The organism is Streptomyces sp. WAC 01529, from assembly GCF_003945545.1.
Lineage (GTDB): Bacteria > Actinomycetota > Actinomycetes > Streptomycetales > Streptomycetaceae > Streptomyces > Streptomyces anatolicus.
In genome coordinates this window covers 4,256,695-4,270,278 of the sequence record NZ_CP029617.1, presented here as the reverse complement: position 1 = coordinate 4,270,278, position 13,584 = coordinate 4,256,695, and the positions used below count along the sequence as shown (strand labels likewise).

Genomic DNA, 13,584 nt, shown 5'->3' with positions numbered 1-13,584 from the left:
GCCCGGTGGGGGCTTCGGGTCACCCGTTTGCAGTAACACCGGTCGCTGCCCCGGGCGGACCGTCACACGCTGTGAGTCCTGACAGCGAGAGATGGGGTGGCTGGCCATGAGCAGCGCGACCGAGCATCACGGCAGGCCGGAGCACGGGAAGCCGCACCATGGTGGCGGCGACGAGGACGTGTGGACCACCGGCGGCACCCTCTTCGCCGGTGTGCTGATGCTGGTGAACGGGCTCCTCGGCATCTTCGCGGGGATCGCGGGCATCGCGAAGGACGACGTCTACGCTCGTATCGGCGACTACGTCTACAAGTTCAGCCTCACCACGTGGGGCTGGATCCACCTGGTCCTGGGCATCGTCATCGCGGTGACGGGCTGGGGCATCCTCAAGGGCGCGAGCTGGGCGAAGGCGACGGGCGTGGCGCTGGCGGCGCTGGGGATCGTGGCGCAGTTCCTGTGGCTGCCGTATACGCCGGTCTGGGCGTTCATCTCCATCGCGATCGGCGTCTTCGTCATCTGGGCGCTGTGCACGGACCGGCCCGACAGTGCGGGGCCCTGACGTCGGGCGGTACGTGGGCGGATTTCGGGTGCGGGTGGGCTGTGGCGTGTCGCGCAGTTCCCCGCGCCCCTGAAGGGGCCGTCCTTCACGTGCGCGTTTGACCGTGGTTGCTCGCGCCGTTCCCCGCGCCCCTTCGGGGCGCTTCTCAGTGCCCCGACAGGGGCGCCCCGTAAGGGGCGCGGGGAACTGCGCGACCGGCCACGAACGGCCCGCACGGGCGAAAACCCTCAAGGCGCCCCGCCAGACAACGCGGGGAACTGCGCGGCCAGCCACGAACGACCCGCACCTGGGAGCCGTCAGAACCGGGCAGGGCCCCCGTTCGCGGCGACCGAGTCGGCAACCGCACGGATGAACGCCGCCACGCGAGCCGGCACCGCGCCCGCGCGATGAATCAGCGCCACCTCCGCCGCCGGAACATCCCGCAGGGGGACGAAGGTCACGTCAGGACGTGCGTAATACCGCTCCACGGAGGCGATTACCGGAGAGATTCCCTGGCCCGTGGCGATCAGCGTCATCAGTTCCTGGAACGTCGCCACCGCCTGGCCCCGCCGGATCTCGCGGCCGCTCGGCGTGCGCGGCGGTACATGGAAGTCCCACCAGTACGCGGGCGCGCTGTTGACGACGCCGAAGAACGTCTCGCCCGCCATCTCCTCCAGGGAGACCGACGCGCGGCCCGCGAGCGGGTGGCCCAGCGGCATCGCGAGGAGCCGGGGTTCCTCGATGACGACGGGGCCCACGGCCAGATCCGGCTCCTGGACCGGCAGGCAGGTGAAGAGCAGGTCGATCTCGCCGGCGCGCAGCGCCCCCAGCGGGTCCCGGAACTGCGTCTCCCGCATCGTCACCTCGCACCCGGGACAGCGCTCCCGGAACGTCGCCAGGATCGACGCCGTCAGCGACCCCGCGCCCGAGCCGAGGAAGCCCACGTGCAGCTCGCCCTCCACGCCCCGCGCCGCGTCCTTCGCGCGGGCCACCGCCGCCTCCATCTGGGCGTGGAGCGGCGCCACGTCCTCGTACAACTGCCGCCCCAGCGGTGACATCCGCACCACCCTGCTGGTGCGCTCGAAGAGCGGGGCGCCGATCTTGCGCTCCAGCTTCTTCAGCGTCTGGCTGACCCTCGCCTGGGAGAGCAGGAGGCGCTCGGCGGTGCGGCCGAAATGCAGTTCCTCGGCCAGCGTCAGGAAGGTCTCCAGCTCCTGCCGTTCCATGCGTACCCCCTGTGACCTGCGTCGATAAGCGTGGCGCGCAGATCGTTTCACGGATCGTCGTTGATGGACCATCGGGTTCGGCGGATCTTTGGGGTGTCGGTCCGGCGCGGACGCCGGACCGGTCCTCCACCCCAACTCCCGGGAGCCTTCGATGATTTCGCGTGCCCGTATCTCCGTCGTCACCGCGGCCACCGCCGCCGCACTCGCCCTCACCGCCGGGGTCACCCTGACCGGTGCCCAGGCCCAGGCTCAGAACGAGATTCACGCCCCCAAGGGCGGGTGGGCCGCCGCCTGGGCCGCCTCCCCGCAGCGGCCCAGCACCGGCTTCAAGCCCAACTGGTCCGAGGCCGGATTCGACCGCCAGACCCTGCGCCAGGTCGTCCGCGTCACCGAGGGCGGCACCAGAGCCCGCATCCGGCTCTCCAACGCGTACGGCGCCTCACCCCTGCGCATCGAGAGCGCCACCGTCGCCCGTACGAAGAAGGGCGCGGCCGTCGAGGAAGGCTCGGTGCGGCGGCTCACCTTCGGCGGGGGGAAACGGGCCGCCACCATCCCCGCCGGGGGGCGGCTCGCCAGTGACGCGGCGGGGTTGGAGCTCGACGCGTTCGAGTCCGTGACCGTCACGCTCCACCTCTCCGGCACGACCGGGCCCGCCACCTTCCACTCCCAGGCCTTCGCCACCAGCTACCGCGCCGACGGCGATCACACCGGCGACACCGGCGCCGGGGCCTTCGACGAGTCCACCGAGTCCTGGTACTACCTCACGGGCGTCGACGTCAGCGGCCCGCGGCCCGCCGCGCGGGACGGCGTCGTCCTCTTCGGCGACTCCATCACCGACGGCTTCGCCTCCTCCACCGACCGCGACCGCCGCTGGTCCGACGCCCTCGCCGAACGCCTCGCCGATGCGGGCGACCAGCGGCCCGTCCTCAACGCCGGGATCGGCGGCAACATGGTCCTCAACGACTCCGCCTGGTACGGCGAGAAGGGCGTGGGCCGCTTCGCGCGGGACGCCCTCGACCTGCCCGGCGTCGGCACGGTCGTCGTCCTCGAAGGCGTCAACGACATCGGCTTCGGCGAGACCGACAAGCCCACCTACAAGCCCGCCCCGACCGTCTCCGCCCGCCAGCTCATCAACGGCCACCGGAAACTGATCCGCGAGGCCCGCGCCAAGGGCCTGAGGGTCGTCGGCGCGACGCTGCTCCCGCTCGGCGGCTCCGACCACTACGGGCCGCACGCCGCCGCGGTGAGCGACGAGTTCAACACGTGGGTGCGCACCTCCGGCGAGTACGACGCGTACGTCGACTTCGACAAGGCCCTCGCCGACCCCGCCGACCCGGAGCGGATCGCCCCCGCGTACGACAGCGGCGACCACCTGCACCCGAACGACGCCGGTTACCGGGCCATGGCCCGCGCGGTCGAGCTGGAGGAGCTGTGAGCACCGGTCTGAAAGCGCCCGAGGGCGCCCGTGGCGGCGCCGCCCGGATGACTCGTCGGCAGCGGCTCGTCCTCGTGCTGCTGCTCGGGTCGCAGTTCATGGTCGCCGTCGACTTCTCGATCCTGAACGTCGCCCTCCCCGTCGTCGGGGAGGGGCTCGGCTTCTCCCTCTCCCACCTCCAGTGGATCGCGACCGCCTTCGCGCTCGCCGCGGCGGGCTTCACGCTGCTCCTCGGGCGCGTCGCCGACCTCTTCGGGCGCAAGCGGATCTTCATCGGCGGCATGGCGCTCCTCGGCCTCTCCTCGGCGCTGGGCGGCCTCGCGACCACGCCTGAAGTCCTTCTCACGGCACGGGTGTTGCAGGGGCTGGCGACCGCGGCCGTCACCCCGGCGGGGCTCTCGCTGCTCACCACGGCGTTCCCCGAGGGTCCGCGGCGGGACCGGGCGCTCGGGCTCAACGGGGCGCTCATGTCCGCCGGTTTCACCACCGGGGCACTCCTCGGTGGGCTCCTCACCGACCTGCTCTCCTGGCGCTGGGCCTTCCTCATCAACGTGCCGGTCGCGGCGGCCGTCGTCGCCCTCGCGCCCGCCCTGCTCACCGACTCGCGGATCGTGTGCAGGCACCGGCTCGACGTGCCGGGCGCGGTGACCGTGACGGGCGGTCTGCTGGCCGTGGTGTACGGGCTGACGCGGGCTGGCGAGAGCGGCTGGGGCGACCCGGTGGCGCTCACCTCGCTGGTCGCGGGCGGGGCGCTGCTCGTCGCGTTCTGGTTCGTGGAGCGGCGGTCGGCGGCGCCGCTGATTCCCGTACGCATCATGCGGCGCCCCACGGTGATCTGGGGCAACGCGGCGGGGCTCATCGCCTTCGCCACGGAGACCTCGCTGGTCTTCCTCCTGACGCTCTACCTCCAGGAGGTCCTCGGCTACTCGGCGCTCGCGACCGGTCTGGCCTTCGGTGTGCTCGGCCTCGGCACGGTGGCCGGGGGGATGCTGGGCGGGCGGGCGGTGAGCCGGTTCGGCGGGCGGGCCACGATCCTCGGCGGAGGCGTCGTCCAGGCCGCCGCCACGGCCTCCCTCCTCGCGCTCGGCACCTCGGGCGGGTGGATCTGGCTGGTCCTGGCCGCGTCCTTCGTCGGTGGCGTCGGCAACATGCTGATGATCGTCGCCTTCATGGTGACGGCCACGTCCGGTCTCCCGGACTCCGAGCAGGGCCTGGCGACCGGGCTCGCCACGATGACCCAGCAGGTCGGCATCACCCTCGGCATCCCGGTGATGAGCGCGATCGTGGCGGCCCGGACGGAAGCGGGCACGGCCGCCGCCCCGGAGGCGGTGCTCTCCGGGCTGAGCCTGGCGGTCGCCGTCAACTCGGCGCTGGTGCTAGCCGCCTCACTGCTCGCGGCGCACCGGCTGTGGCGCGGGGAGAGGCGTGCTCACTCGGTGGTGTAGTACCGGTAGAACGTCACCGCGAAGACGCCCGCGGCGACCGCCAGCGCCATGGCCGTGCAGCGCAGCACGCTCGCCCCGGCCAGGCTGTAGAGGAAGCCGAAGGTGACCCCCGCGAACGCCGCCCAGGACAGGGCGCGCAGCTCGCGGGGGAGCGTGGGCGCCACACGGTGCACGGCGATCATCAGGGCGGCGAAGACGAGGCCGCTGACGACGCCGAACAGGACGTTGCCGGTGGTGATCGGTCCGCCGTCGCGCCGGATGGCGCAGGCCCAGAGGCCGTAGACGACGCCCATGAGCAGGGCGAGTCCGGCCCAGCGGGCGGCGGGAGTCGCCGCCGCCCTGGAGCGGTGGCGCATCGGGTGGAGGGGAGCGGCGTGTGCCATGACGGGTCCCTTCTGTGCCCCCGGTGATCATGGGGGTTCGTCGGCGGGGGGCGTGTTCGTCAGTGGTCGCGGTACGCGCACGGGTCGTGGTGGCAGTCCCGGTCCCGCCACTGCGGGCACGGATCGGCGGAGGTGCAGCTCGGCACGGAGCGGCCGCCGGTGTCGACGTGGACGGCGCTCACCCAGCCGCGGACGCCGGTCAGCCAGTACCAGTGCGGGTCGCCGTGCACGGAGGTGCCGTGGGTGACGCACTCGACGCGGTCCTGACTGCCGTGCGGAAGCTTCGCGACGATCTCACCGCGGGTCGTCGGCTGGTCCCTGACCTTCAGGTCGGGGCCGGAGACGACGGTCCCCCAGACGACACCGCCGTCGTTGTTCGCGGGGCTGGACGCGGTGGCCGTGGCGGCGGTTCCCACGGTCAGTACGGCTGTCGCGCAGGCCGCCCCGAGGGTCAGAGCGATTCGCATGATCGGCCTCCTCGTTCCCTCATCCAGGAAACACCCGTTCGGCCGAGCGCTCCACTGGAGGCCTGGAGGCGCCGGGACTGATAGGGACCGACGAGGACCGATGAGTTTCGGCCGCGGCCGGGGTCTGTACTGCCGACGACACTCCTTGCGAGAAGGCGGACGGACATGAGCAGCATGGCCATCGAGACCGCGGGTCTGGTCAAGACCTTCGGCGAGAACCGCGCGGTCGACGGCATCGACCTCACCGTCCGGGCCGGGACGGTCTACGGCGTACTCGGGCCGAACGGCGCGGGCAAGACCACGGCGGTCAAGATGCTCGCCACGCTCCTGCGCCCCGACGGCGGCGAGGCGCACGTCTTCGGCCACGACGTGGTGCGCGAGGCCGACGCCGTACGCGGCAGGGTCAGCCTCACCGGGCAGTACGCGTCGGTCGACGAGGACCTGACCGGCCTGGAGAACCTGATCCTGCTCGGCCGCCTCACCGGCCACGCCAAGAAGGCGGCGCGCGCCCGCGCCGGGCAGCTCCTGGAGGCGTTCGGCCTGACCGAGGCGGCCGGGCGCCAGGTGAAGAACTACTCGGGCGGCATGCGACGGCGGATCGACATCGCCGCGTCCATCCTGAACACCCCGGACCTGCTCTTCCTCGACGAGCCGACGACCGGCCTCGACCCGCGCAGCCGGAACCAGGTCTGGGACATCGTGCGCGCGGTCGTCGCCCACGGCACGACGGTGCTCCTCACCACCCAGTACCTCGACGAGGCCGACCAGTTGGCGTCCCGTATCGCGGTCATCGACAAGGGCAAGGTCATCGCCGAGGGCACCAAGGGCGAGCTGAAGGCGTCGGTCGGCGCGGGCTCGGTGCATGTGCGGCTGCGGGAGGCCGCGCAGCGCGAGGACGCGGCGCGGCTGCTCGGCGCGGTGCTCGACGCGCAGATCCAGCTGGAGCCCGACCCGGTCGCGCTGACGGCCCGCGTCGGCACGGACGACGGCGCCCGCACCGGCCGCGGCGCCGCCGAGCAGGCCTCGCGGGCGCTGGCCGAGCTGGCCCACGCCGGCATCACCGTCGACAACTTCGCGCTGGGCCAGCCCAGCCTCGACGAGGTCTTCCTCGCCCTGACCGGCACGGACGCCGGTCACTCCGCCCCCGCGACCGACGCGCAGAAAGAGGCCACGGCATGAGCGCCACCGCCCCCACCGAGACCCAGGACCTGGCGCCCGTCAGGACCGAGTCCCTCGCCGAACTCCTCATCTCCACCGAGCGGCCGCCGCGGCCCAGCGCGCTCTCCGCCTGCCTCACCTTCGGCTGGCGCGCGATGCTGAAGATCAAGCATGTGCCGGAGCAGCTGTTCGACGTCACGGCCTTCCCGATCATGATGGTGCTGATGTACACGTACCTGTTCGGGGGCGCGCTGGCCGGGTCGCCGCAGGAGTACATCCAGTACCTGCTGCCGGGCATCCTGGTGATGTCCGTCGTCATGATCACGATGTATACGGGCGTCTCGGTCAACACCGACATCGAGAAGGGCGTCTTCGACCGCTTCCGTACGCTGCCGATCTGGCGCCCCTCGACGATGGTGGGCTACCTCCTCGGCGACGCCCTGCGCTACGCCATCGCGTCCGTGGTGATCCTGACCGTCGGCCTCATCATGGGCTTCCGCCCCGACGGCGGCTTCCTCGGCGTGGTCGCCGGGATCGCGGTGCTGCTCGTCTTCTCCTTCGCGTTCTCGTGGATCTGGACGATGTTCGGGCTGCTGCTGCGCACGGAGAAGTCGGTGATGGGCGTCAGCATGATGGTGATCTTCCCGCTGACGTTCCTCAGCGACATCTTCGTGAAGCCGGAGACGATGCCGGGCTGGCTCCAGGCCTTCGTCAACAACAACCCCATCACCCATGTGTCGTCGGCGGTACGCGCGCTGATGGACGGCACGTCGCCGACGACGGAACTGGCGTGGACGCTGGGGTGGGTGGTGTTGCTGGTGGGGGTGTTCGGGCCGGTGACGATGCGGTTGTACAACCGGAAATAGTCCGGTTGCGCTCTCGGTCGGCTCCGCGGGTCGCTCCCTCGTCCTTCGGCGCTTCTGCCCTGTCGGCTGATGTCGTTGCCCCATATGCAGTCGCCCCGCTCGCGTCCCCTGTGAGCGGGGCCTTGCCTGGGATGCGTGCCCCGCAGCGTCCGCAGCCCCCTGTCCAGCGCCCGCAGCCCCCTGTCCCGCGTCCGTGGTCCTCTCTCCGCCGTCCTCCTCGTCCTCGCCTGCCTCCTCGTGCCCCTGGGCGCGGTCTCCACCTGGTCGCGGTACGAGATCGGGGACGCGGACAACTACGTCGCCACGATGGCGCCGCTGGCCTCCGACCCCGCGGTGCGGTCGGCCGTCGCGGACGCGGTCACCGACGCGGTCATGGACGAGATCGACGTGGGGCCGCTCCAGGGCACGGTCAGGGCCTTCGTACGGGACGCGGTGGGGTCCTTCAGCGAGACGGCCGCCTACAAGACCGCCTGGAACGCGGCGAACCGTGCCGCCCACGACGCCGTGCAGCGGGCCTTGCGCGACTCCTCCGACGGGGAGGTCACCGTCGACCTCGCGCCGATCACCCAGCGGATCAAGCAGCAACTGTCCGACGACGGGGTGCCGTTCGCCTCCAAGATCCCGGTGAAGCATACGGAGGTCACGGTCATGCGGTCGGCGGATCCCGGGTGGCTGCGGGAGGTCTTCCGCCTGCTCCAGGCGGCGGGCCTGTGGCTTCCCGTGGCGGCGGTCGTGCTCGCCGTGGCCGGCGTCCTGCTCGCGGTACGCCGCCGGCGGGCGGGCATCGCGGTGGCGCTGGGCGCCGTGCTGGCGGGGGCGGTCCTTGCGGTGGCCGTGGCGGTGACGCGGGGGCTCACGCTGGACGACCTTCCGGCGGATGTCTCGCGGGGTGCGGTGGGGGCGGTGTACGACGCGTTGACGGCGTCCTTGCGGGTTGCGGCTTGGGCGGTGATGGGGGTGGGGGTGGTCGTGGCTCTGGGGGTGTGGGGGGTTCCGCGGGTGCGTCGGTCGGGGCGGGCCTAGGGGTTGGCGGGGTGCCTCCGTCGTATGTCTGCCGCACCTCTCGGGAGGCGGCACGAGACGCTCCCCAGGGCCTGTCTGACAAATGATCACCCGGCGGGCTCGCGGAGCCACAGGACCAGAGCTGCCACAACGATTCCAGCCCGATAGCGATCGGCGAGTTTGTCGAACCTCATCGCGATCGCACGGGACTGCTTGAGACGGGCGAAGCACCGTTCGACCACGTTGCGGTTGCGGTAGATGCCTTTGTCGAAGGCGGGTGGGCGACCGCCGTGAGTTCCGCGTCGCCGGCGGTTGGCCATCTGGTCGCGGCGCTCGGGGATCGTGGCAACGATGCCCCGGCGCCGCAGCAGGTGGCGTATCGCCCGGCTGGAATACGCTTTGTCGCCCAGCACCCGCGCCGGTGTCGTGCGAGGTCGGCCCGTAACAGTGCGCGGAATGCGGATGCTGTCGAGGACCTGGCCGAAGGCGGTGGCGTCGTTGACGTTGCCGGGTGTGAGCACGATGGGCAGAGGGAGGCCACGGCCGTCGACGGCGAGGTGGACCTTGGTGGTCAGCCCGCCCCGGGACCGGCCGAGGGCCTGGCGCTCCTGCGAGCGGCCCGGATCTTCCAGTTCGTCCCCGTCTGCGGCCCCCTTTTTTGCGGGCGCCGGCCGAGTACTGGTGCGCTCGGTTGATCGTGGAGTCGACGGAGACGGTCCACTCCACCCGGCCCACCGCGTCGTCGCGGACCTGGACGTGTTCCAGCAGCTTCGCCCAGGTCCCGTCCGCTTCCCAACGGGCGAACCGCTCGTAGACGGTCTGCCAGGGTCCGCACCGCTCGGGCGGATCGCGCCACGGAGCCCCGGTCCGCAGCCGCCACAGCGCCCCGTTGACCACCTGCCGGTGATCACGCCACGGACGACCACGCCCATCCACCCGCGGCAACAGGGGCTCTATTCGCTCCCGCCGCATCCGTCAGCTCACCTCGACCTGCCACAAGATCAATGATCAGACCGGCTATAGGGTCCTGCATGTGGCGAATCATCAGGACGAAACCAGGGCGGCCTACGACGGAGTCGTCGAGCTGTACGCATCGCTGTTCGCAGACCGGCTGGAGACACAACCGTTCGCCCGGGCCATGATCAGCACTTTCGCCGAACTGGTGCGCGCGACGGGTAACCCGAGGGCAGCTGACGTCGGGTGCGGGCCCGGGCATCTGACGGCCATGCTGCACGAGCTGGGCCTGGACGCCTTCGGGCTCGATCTCTCCCCCGGCATGGTCGACCACGCCCGACGGGCCCATCCGGCGCTGCACTTCCAGGAGGCGCGGATGGAGACTCTGCCGATCGAGGACGGTGTGCTCGGCGGTGTACTGGCCCACTACTCGATGATCCACACCGCTCCGGAGGAACTGCCGGGGCTGCTCGCCGAGCAGGTACGCGTTCTGGCTCCGGGTGGTCTGCTCCTGGTGTCCTTCTTCGGGACCGACGGACCGGAGCCGGTCTGGTTCGACCACAAGGTGGCGCCTGCCTACAGCTGGCCGGCGGACCGCCTCGCCGAACTGCTGGCCGATGCCGGGCTCGTTCCCTTCGCCCGGCTGCTCCACGATCCGGGCTCCGAACGGGGCTTCCTCGACGCCCACCTGCTGGCCCGCCGTTCGTGATCCGGCCCGGCGCTAGGGGCGCGGGGAACTGCGCGCCAAGCCACGACGAACCCGCAGCATCAGTGGGTTTACACGCGAGTACTGGCGGGGCGCCACCGCCGCAAGCCCACCGCAGGTGCGTCGTGGTTGCTCGCGCCGTTCCCCGCGCCCCTGACGGGGCGCCATCCCCGCCGCATGCCGAGTGCGCTAACGATCCGTAGACGTGGCATGAGGGAGGATCCCAGGAGCACCCGACTAGTGAGAGGCCGGTGCCTTGGACAGTGTGACCGCCGACCATGACGCCGAGACCGAGGCGGGGGCGCAGGGAGCAAGGGGCGCGCGGCGGCCGCGGCGAGGGGCCGCCTGGAGTGCGGGGGTGCTTCTGCTCGGCACCTGTGCCGTCATCGGCTTCCGCGTCGCCGACTCCGACGGGCCCACCCCCGTACCCCAAATCCTCGCCTTCCTGCCCTGGCTCCTCGTGCCCGCCGTCGCGGGGCTCCTCCTCGCCGCCCTCGCCCGTTGGCGCACCGGCATGGTCTGGGGCGTCGCCACCCTCGGTCTCCTCGCCTGGTACATGGAGCCGTACGGCGACACGAACGACCCGAGCGGCGAGGCCGTCGCCGAGCTGCGCGTCATGACGTCCAACGTCGAATTCGGCCGGGGCACAGCGGGGTTGGTCCGCGCCGTCCGCGAGGAGCGGCCCGACCTGCTCTTCGTCGAGGAGTGCGACCACGCCTGCGCCGCGACCCTCCGCAAGGAACTCCCCCGCGCCGACTACCCCTACCGCGAGGCCGTCGCCGCCTACGGCCCGGAGGGTTCCGTCATCCTCGCCAAGGTGCCCCTCAAGCGCGCCCCCCGCATAGCCGCCACCCTCGGCATGCCCGCCGCCGTGGCCGACGTGAAGGGGCACCCCGTGCGTGTCCAGCTCGCCCACCCCATGCCCCCGATGCCCCGCCAGGTCGGCCTGTGGCGCGAGGAGCTGGGCAAGCTCAAGGAGTACGCCGCCGCCGGCGAGGGACGGTCCACCATCATCGCCGGTGACTTCAACGCCACCCAGGACCACGCCGCCTTCCGCGCCATCCTCGACGCCGGCCGCCTGCGCGACGCCGCCCGGCTCGACGGCTCCTCCCGCTCCCCCAGCTGGCCCACCGCCGTGCCCTCACCGCTCGGCGCGCAGATCGACCACGTCCTCGCGACGCCGGACTTCTCGGCCCGCGACGCCCGTTTCCTGGAGATCGGCGACACCGACCACCGCACCCTCGTCGTCACCCTCACCCTCCACCGCCCGGAGCGTTGATCCCGCCGCCCCGGGGACCCCGGGCAGCCCAGGCCCCCCACGCAAAGCGGCGATAATGGGCACATGCCTCGTGAGACCCCCACCGCCCCTCCGGTCCCACGCGGCCCCCGGCACCCACTGACCCCACCCGACTGGCTGGTCAGGTCCCTCAAGCCGCAGTCCGCGCCCATCCCCTGGGCGGCCGTCGCCCGCGCCTCCCTCGCCATGGCGCTGCCGCTCGCCGTCGGCATCCTCGCGGGGCAGCCCACGTATGGCGCGCTCGCCTCGATGGGCGCGCTCTCCGGCGTCATCGGCGACACCGCCGACGCCTACCGCATGCGCGTCCTCAACATCGCCGTCCCGCAGCTCTTCGGCGCCATCGGCGTCACCCTCGGCTCGCTCGCCTTCGGGCACGGCTGGGTGACGGTCGGCGCGGTCACCTTCGTGGCGCTCGTCTCCGGGATGATGTCGACGATCGGCGCCGTGGCATCCGTCGGCGGGCTGCTCCTGCTCCTCAACTGCGTGGTCGGCGCCGGGCTTCCGATGCCCGGCCAGTGGTGGCTCGCCCCCGCCCTGATGACCGGCGGCGGCCTCCTCGTGCTCGCGCTCGGCCTGCTCGCCTGGCCGCTGCGGTCCGGCATCCCCGAGCGCACCGCCGTCGCCGCCTCCTACCGCGCGGTGGCCGCGCTCCTGGACGCCGCGGGCACGGACGCGTACGACGACGCCCGCGCCGCCGTGACCACCTCGCTCAACCAGAGCTACGACCTCGTCCTCGCCCGCCGCGCCCGCGACCACGGCCGCAACCCGGACCTGGTCCGGCTCGTCGCCCAGCTGAACGCCCTCACCCCCATCATCGAAGCGGCCCCCGCCACCCACCTCAGTGCCCGCCACGCCCGCGTACGCCTCCCCTCCGAGGTCCCTGCGGCGGTGCGGGCCCTGGCCCAGGCCGTGGAGCGGGGCGGGCAGGGCGCCGCGAGCGTCCCGGCGCCCGGGGACGAGCCCGGCGACCACGCGGCACGCGCCCTCGACCACGCCGTGCGGCACGCGACGGAGACCCTGAACGACGCCGACCCGCTCGGCGTCATCGAGACCGAGGACCGCCTCGGCCGGCCCGCCGCGCTGCGGGTCCGGGCCCGGCGCGCCGCCCGCAACGTCGTGCTCTCCGGGACGTCCTGGCGCTACGGCCTGCGGCTCGCGCTCTGCATCGGCATCGCACAGGCCCTGGTCTCGCTGATCGACGTGCCGAGGTCGTACTGGGTCGCCCTCACCGTCACCTTCGTGCTCAAGCCCGACTTCGGCTCGGTCTTCTCCCGCGCCGTCCTGCGCGCGCTCGGCACCGCCGCGGGCCTGGTCGTCGCGGCGGCCGTCCTCGCGGAGGTGCCGCACGGCTGGTGGGACGTGCCGGTGATGATGCTGCTCGCCCCGCTCATCCCCGCGCTGACCACGCGCGGCTACGGCTATCAGACCGCGGCGATCACCCCGGTCATCCTGCTGCTCTCCGACATCCTCAACCACCAGGGGCTCGGCCTGGTCGTGCCGCGCCTCGTCGACAGCCTCATCGGCTGCGCCATCGCGCTCGTCGCGGGGTATCTGCTCTGGCCCGAGAGCTGGGGGACGCGGATCGGCGACCGGCTCGCGGACGCGGTCGCGGACACCGCCGGGTACGTGGAGTGCGCGTTCGGCGCCACCGCGGGACCGGCCGCCCGGGCGCGCCTGCGCCGCCGCCTCTACCGCGATCTGTCGGTGATCCGCTCCGAGTTCCAGCGGGCCCTGACCGAGCCGCCGCCGACCGGTACGCGCGCCACGGCGTGGTGGCCGCTGGTCGTCGCGGTCGAACGCATTCTGGACGCGACGACCGCGGCGCGCGTCCGGATCCGGCACGGCGCCGAGCCCCCCGCGCCGGAGGAGGTGGCCGAAGTGGCCCGCGAGCTGAGGGAGTTGGCGGCGGGCCTGCGCACGTCCGCGACCCTCGAAGAGGTGCGCTCGGAATTCACGGTGGGCCCGAAGGAGAGCGTCCTGGAACCCCTGCGCCAGGAGGTGGGCGCAGCGAGAGCCATCGCGACCCCCCAGCCGTAAGGCCCCGGGGGCTGGCGCCCCGTCAGGGGCGCGGGGAACTGCGCGCCCAGCCACATAGGACCCGCAGCTCCCC

12 protein-coding genes and 1 pseudogene are annotated in these 13,584 nt (G+C 72.4%); 9 read left to right on the top strand and 4 right to left on the bottom strand.

The genetic code is table 11. The features are described 5' to 3' along the window. Window positions 1–106 precede the first annotated feature (106 nt). Window positions 107–556, top strand: a complete 450-nt coding sequence (locus DMA15_RS19270) for a hypothetical protein (RefSeq protein WP_240659854.1) — start codon at window positions 107–109, stop codon at window positions 554–556. A gap of 296 nt (window positions 557–852) precedes the next feature. Here the strand turns inward: DMA15_RS19270 and DMA15_RS19265 are convergent, their stop codons facing one another. Beyond that, window positions 853–1,761, bottom strand: a complete 909-nt coding sequence (locus DMA15_RS19265; protein WP_206302771.1) for a LysR family transcriptional regulator — start codon at window positions 1,759–1,761, stop codon at window positions 853–855. Between the two features lie 151 nt (window positions 1,762–1,912). Here DMA15_RS19265 and DMA15_RS19260 point away from each other — a divergent pair, with 151 nt between their 5' ends. Together DMA15_RS19260 and DMA15_RS19255 are read left to right on the top strand one after the other, a co-directional pair. Continuing rightward, window positions 1,913–3,196 carry an SGNH/GDSL hydrolase family protein gene (locus DMA15_RS19260; protein WP_125514039.1) on the top strand — a complete coding sequence of 428 codons (1,284 nt, stop codon included), beginning with the start codon at window positions 1,913–1,915 and terminating at the stop codon, window positions 3,194–3,196. Between the two features lie 47 nt (window positions 3,197–3,243). After that, window positions 3,244–4,641 (top strand): MFS transporter, encoded by a 1,398-nt coding sequence (locus DMA15_RS19255; protein ID WP_125517875.1) that lies wholly within the window; start codon window positions 3,244–3,246, stop codon window positions 4,639–4,641. Here the strand turns inward: DMA15_RS19255 and DMA15_RS19250 are convergent. Next, window positions 4,626–5,024 carry a hypothetical protein gene (locus DMA15_RS19250; RefSeq protein ID WP_125514038.1) on the bottom strand — a complete coding sequence of 133 codons (399 nt, stop codon included), beginning with the start codon at window positions 5,022–5,024 and terminating at the stop codon, window positions 4,626–4,628. The two genes, DMA15_RS19255 and DMA15_RS19250, sit on opposite strands and share 16 nt — an antisense overlap. 59 nt (window positions 5,025–5,083) lie before the next feature. After that, a complete protein-coding gene (locus tag DMA15_RS19245) occupies window positions 5,084–5,491 on the bottom strand; it encodes an SH3 domain-containing protein (RefSeq protein ID WP_125514037.1) in 408 nt (135 codons plus the stop codon). A 165-nt stretch (window positions 5,492–5,656) separates the two neighbouring features. Here DMA15_RS19245 and DMA15_RS19240 point away from each other — a divergent pair, with 165 nt between their 5' ends. The 3 genes from DMA15_RS19240 (at window position 5,657) to DMA15_RS36720 (ending at window position 8,538) form a co-directional block, all read left to right on the top strand. Beyond that, on the top strand, window positions 5,657–6,670 hold the full coding sequence (locus DMA15_RS19240; protein WP_125514036.1) for an ATP-binding cassette domain-containing protein: 1,014 nt from the start codon (window positions 5,657–5,659) through the stop codon (window positions 6,668–6,670). Then, on the top strand, window positions 6,667–7,515 hold the full coding sequence (locus tag DMA15_RS19235) for an ABC transporter permease (RefSeq protein WP_125514035.1): 849 nt from the start codon (window positions 6,667–6,669) through the stop codon (window positions 7,513–7,515). Before DMA15_RS19240 ends, DMA15_RS19235 begins: the two co-directional genes overlap by 4 nt. A 135-nt stretch (window positions 7,516–7,650) precedes the next feature. Further along, on the top strand, window positions 7,651–8,538 hold the full coding sequence (locus DMA15_RS36720; RefSeq protein WP_240659853.1) for a hypothetical protein: 888 nt from the start codon (window positions 7,651–7,653) through the stop codon (window positions 8,536–8,538). Between the two features lie 92 nt (window positions 8,539–8,630). Here DMA15_RS36720 and DMA15_RS19225 read toward each other — a convergent pair. Next, window positions 8,631–9,514: pseudogene (locus DMA15_RS19225) on the bottom strand (IS5 family transposase); the annotation flags it as partial. Between the two features lie 36 nt (window positions 9,515–9,550). On the opposite strand from DMA15_RS19225, the gene DMA15_RS19220 reads away from it, so the two are divergent. The 3 genes from DMA15_RS19220 (at window position 9,551) to DMA15_RS19210 (ending at window position 13,511) form a co-directional block, all read left to right on the top strand. Further along, window positions 9,551–10,180 carry a class I SAM-dependent methyltransferase gene (locus DMA15_RS19220; protein WP_125514034.1) on the top strand — a complete coding sequence of 210 codons (630 nt, stop codon included), beginning with the start codon at window positions 9,551–9,553 and terminating at the stop codon, window positions 10,178–10,180. A 262-nt stretch (window positions 10,181–10,442) separates the two neighbouring features. Continuing rightward, a complete protein-coding gene (locus DMA15_RS19215; RefSeq protein WP_125514033.1) occupies window positions 10,443–11,456 on the top strand; it encodes an endonuclease/exonuclease/phosphatase family protein in 1,014 nt (337 codons plus the stop codon). A gap of 63 nt (window positions 11,457–11,519) precedes the next feature. After that, entirely contained in the window at window positions 11,520–13,511 is a 1,992-nt protein-coding gene (locus tag DMA15_RS19210) for an FUSC family protein (protein WP_125514032.1), read from the top strand. Window positions 13,512–13,584 lie beyond the last annotated feature (73 nt).

What these genes read in the sequence shown, in the direction of transcription:
- DMA15_RS19270 (WP_240659854.1), top strand. Translation starts at nt 107, where the DNA reads ATGAGCAGCGCGACCGAGCATCACGGCAGGCCGGAGCACGGGAAGCCG.
- DMA15_RS19265 (WP_206302771.1), bottom strand. Translation starts at nt 1,761, where the DNA reads ATGGAACGGCAGGAGCTGGAGACCTTCCTGACGCTGGCCGAGGAACTG.
- DMA15_RS19260 (WP_125514039.1), top strand. Translation starts at nt 1,913, where the DNA reads ATGATTTCGCGTGCCCGTATCTCCGTCGTCACCGCGGCCACCGCCGCC.
- DMA15_RS19255 (WP_125517875.1), top strand. Translation starts at nt 3,244, where the DNA reads ATGACTCGTCGGCAGCGGCTCGTCCTCGTGCTGCTGCTCGGGTCGCAG.
- DMA15_RS19250 (WP_125514038.1), bottom strand. Translation starts at nt 5,024, where the DNA reads ATGGCACACGCCGCTCCCCTCCACCCGATGCGCCACCGCTCCAGGGCG.
- DMA15_RS19245 (WP_125514037.1), bottom strand. Translation starts at nt 5,491, where the DNA reads ATGCGAATCGCTCTGACCCTCGGGGCGGCCTGCGCGACAGCCGTACTG.
- DMA15_RS19240 (WP_125514036.1), top strand. Translation starts at nt 5,657, where the DNA reads ATGAGCAGCATGGCCATCGAGACCGCGGGTCTGGTCAAGACCTTCGGC.
- DMA15_RS19235 (WP_125514035.1), top strand. Translation starts at nt 6,667, where the DNA reads ATGAGCGCCACCGCCCCCACCGAGACCCAGGACCTGGCGCCCGTCAGG.
- DMA15_RS19210 (WP_125514032.1), top strand. Translation starts at nt 11,520, where the DNA reads ATGCCTCGTGAGACCCCCACCGCCCCTCCGGTCCCACGCGGCCCCCGG.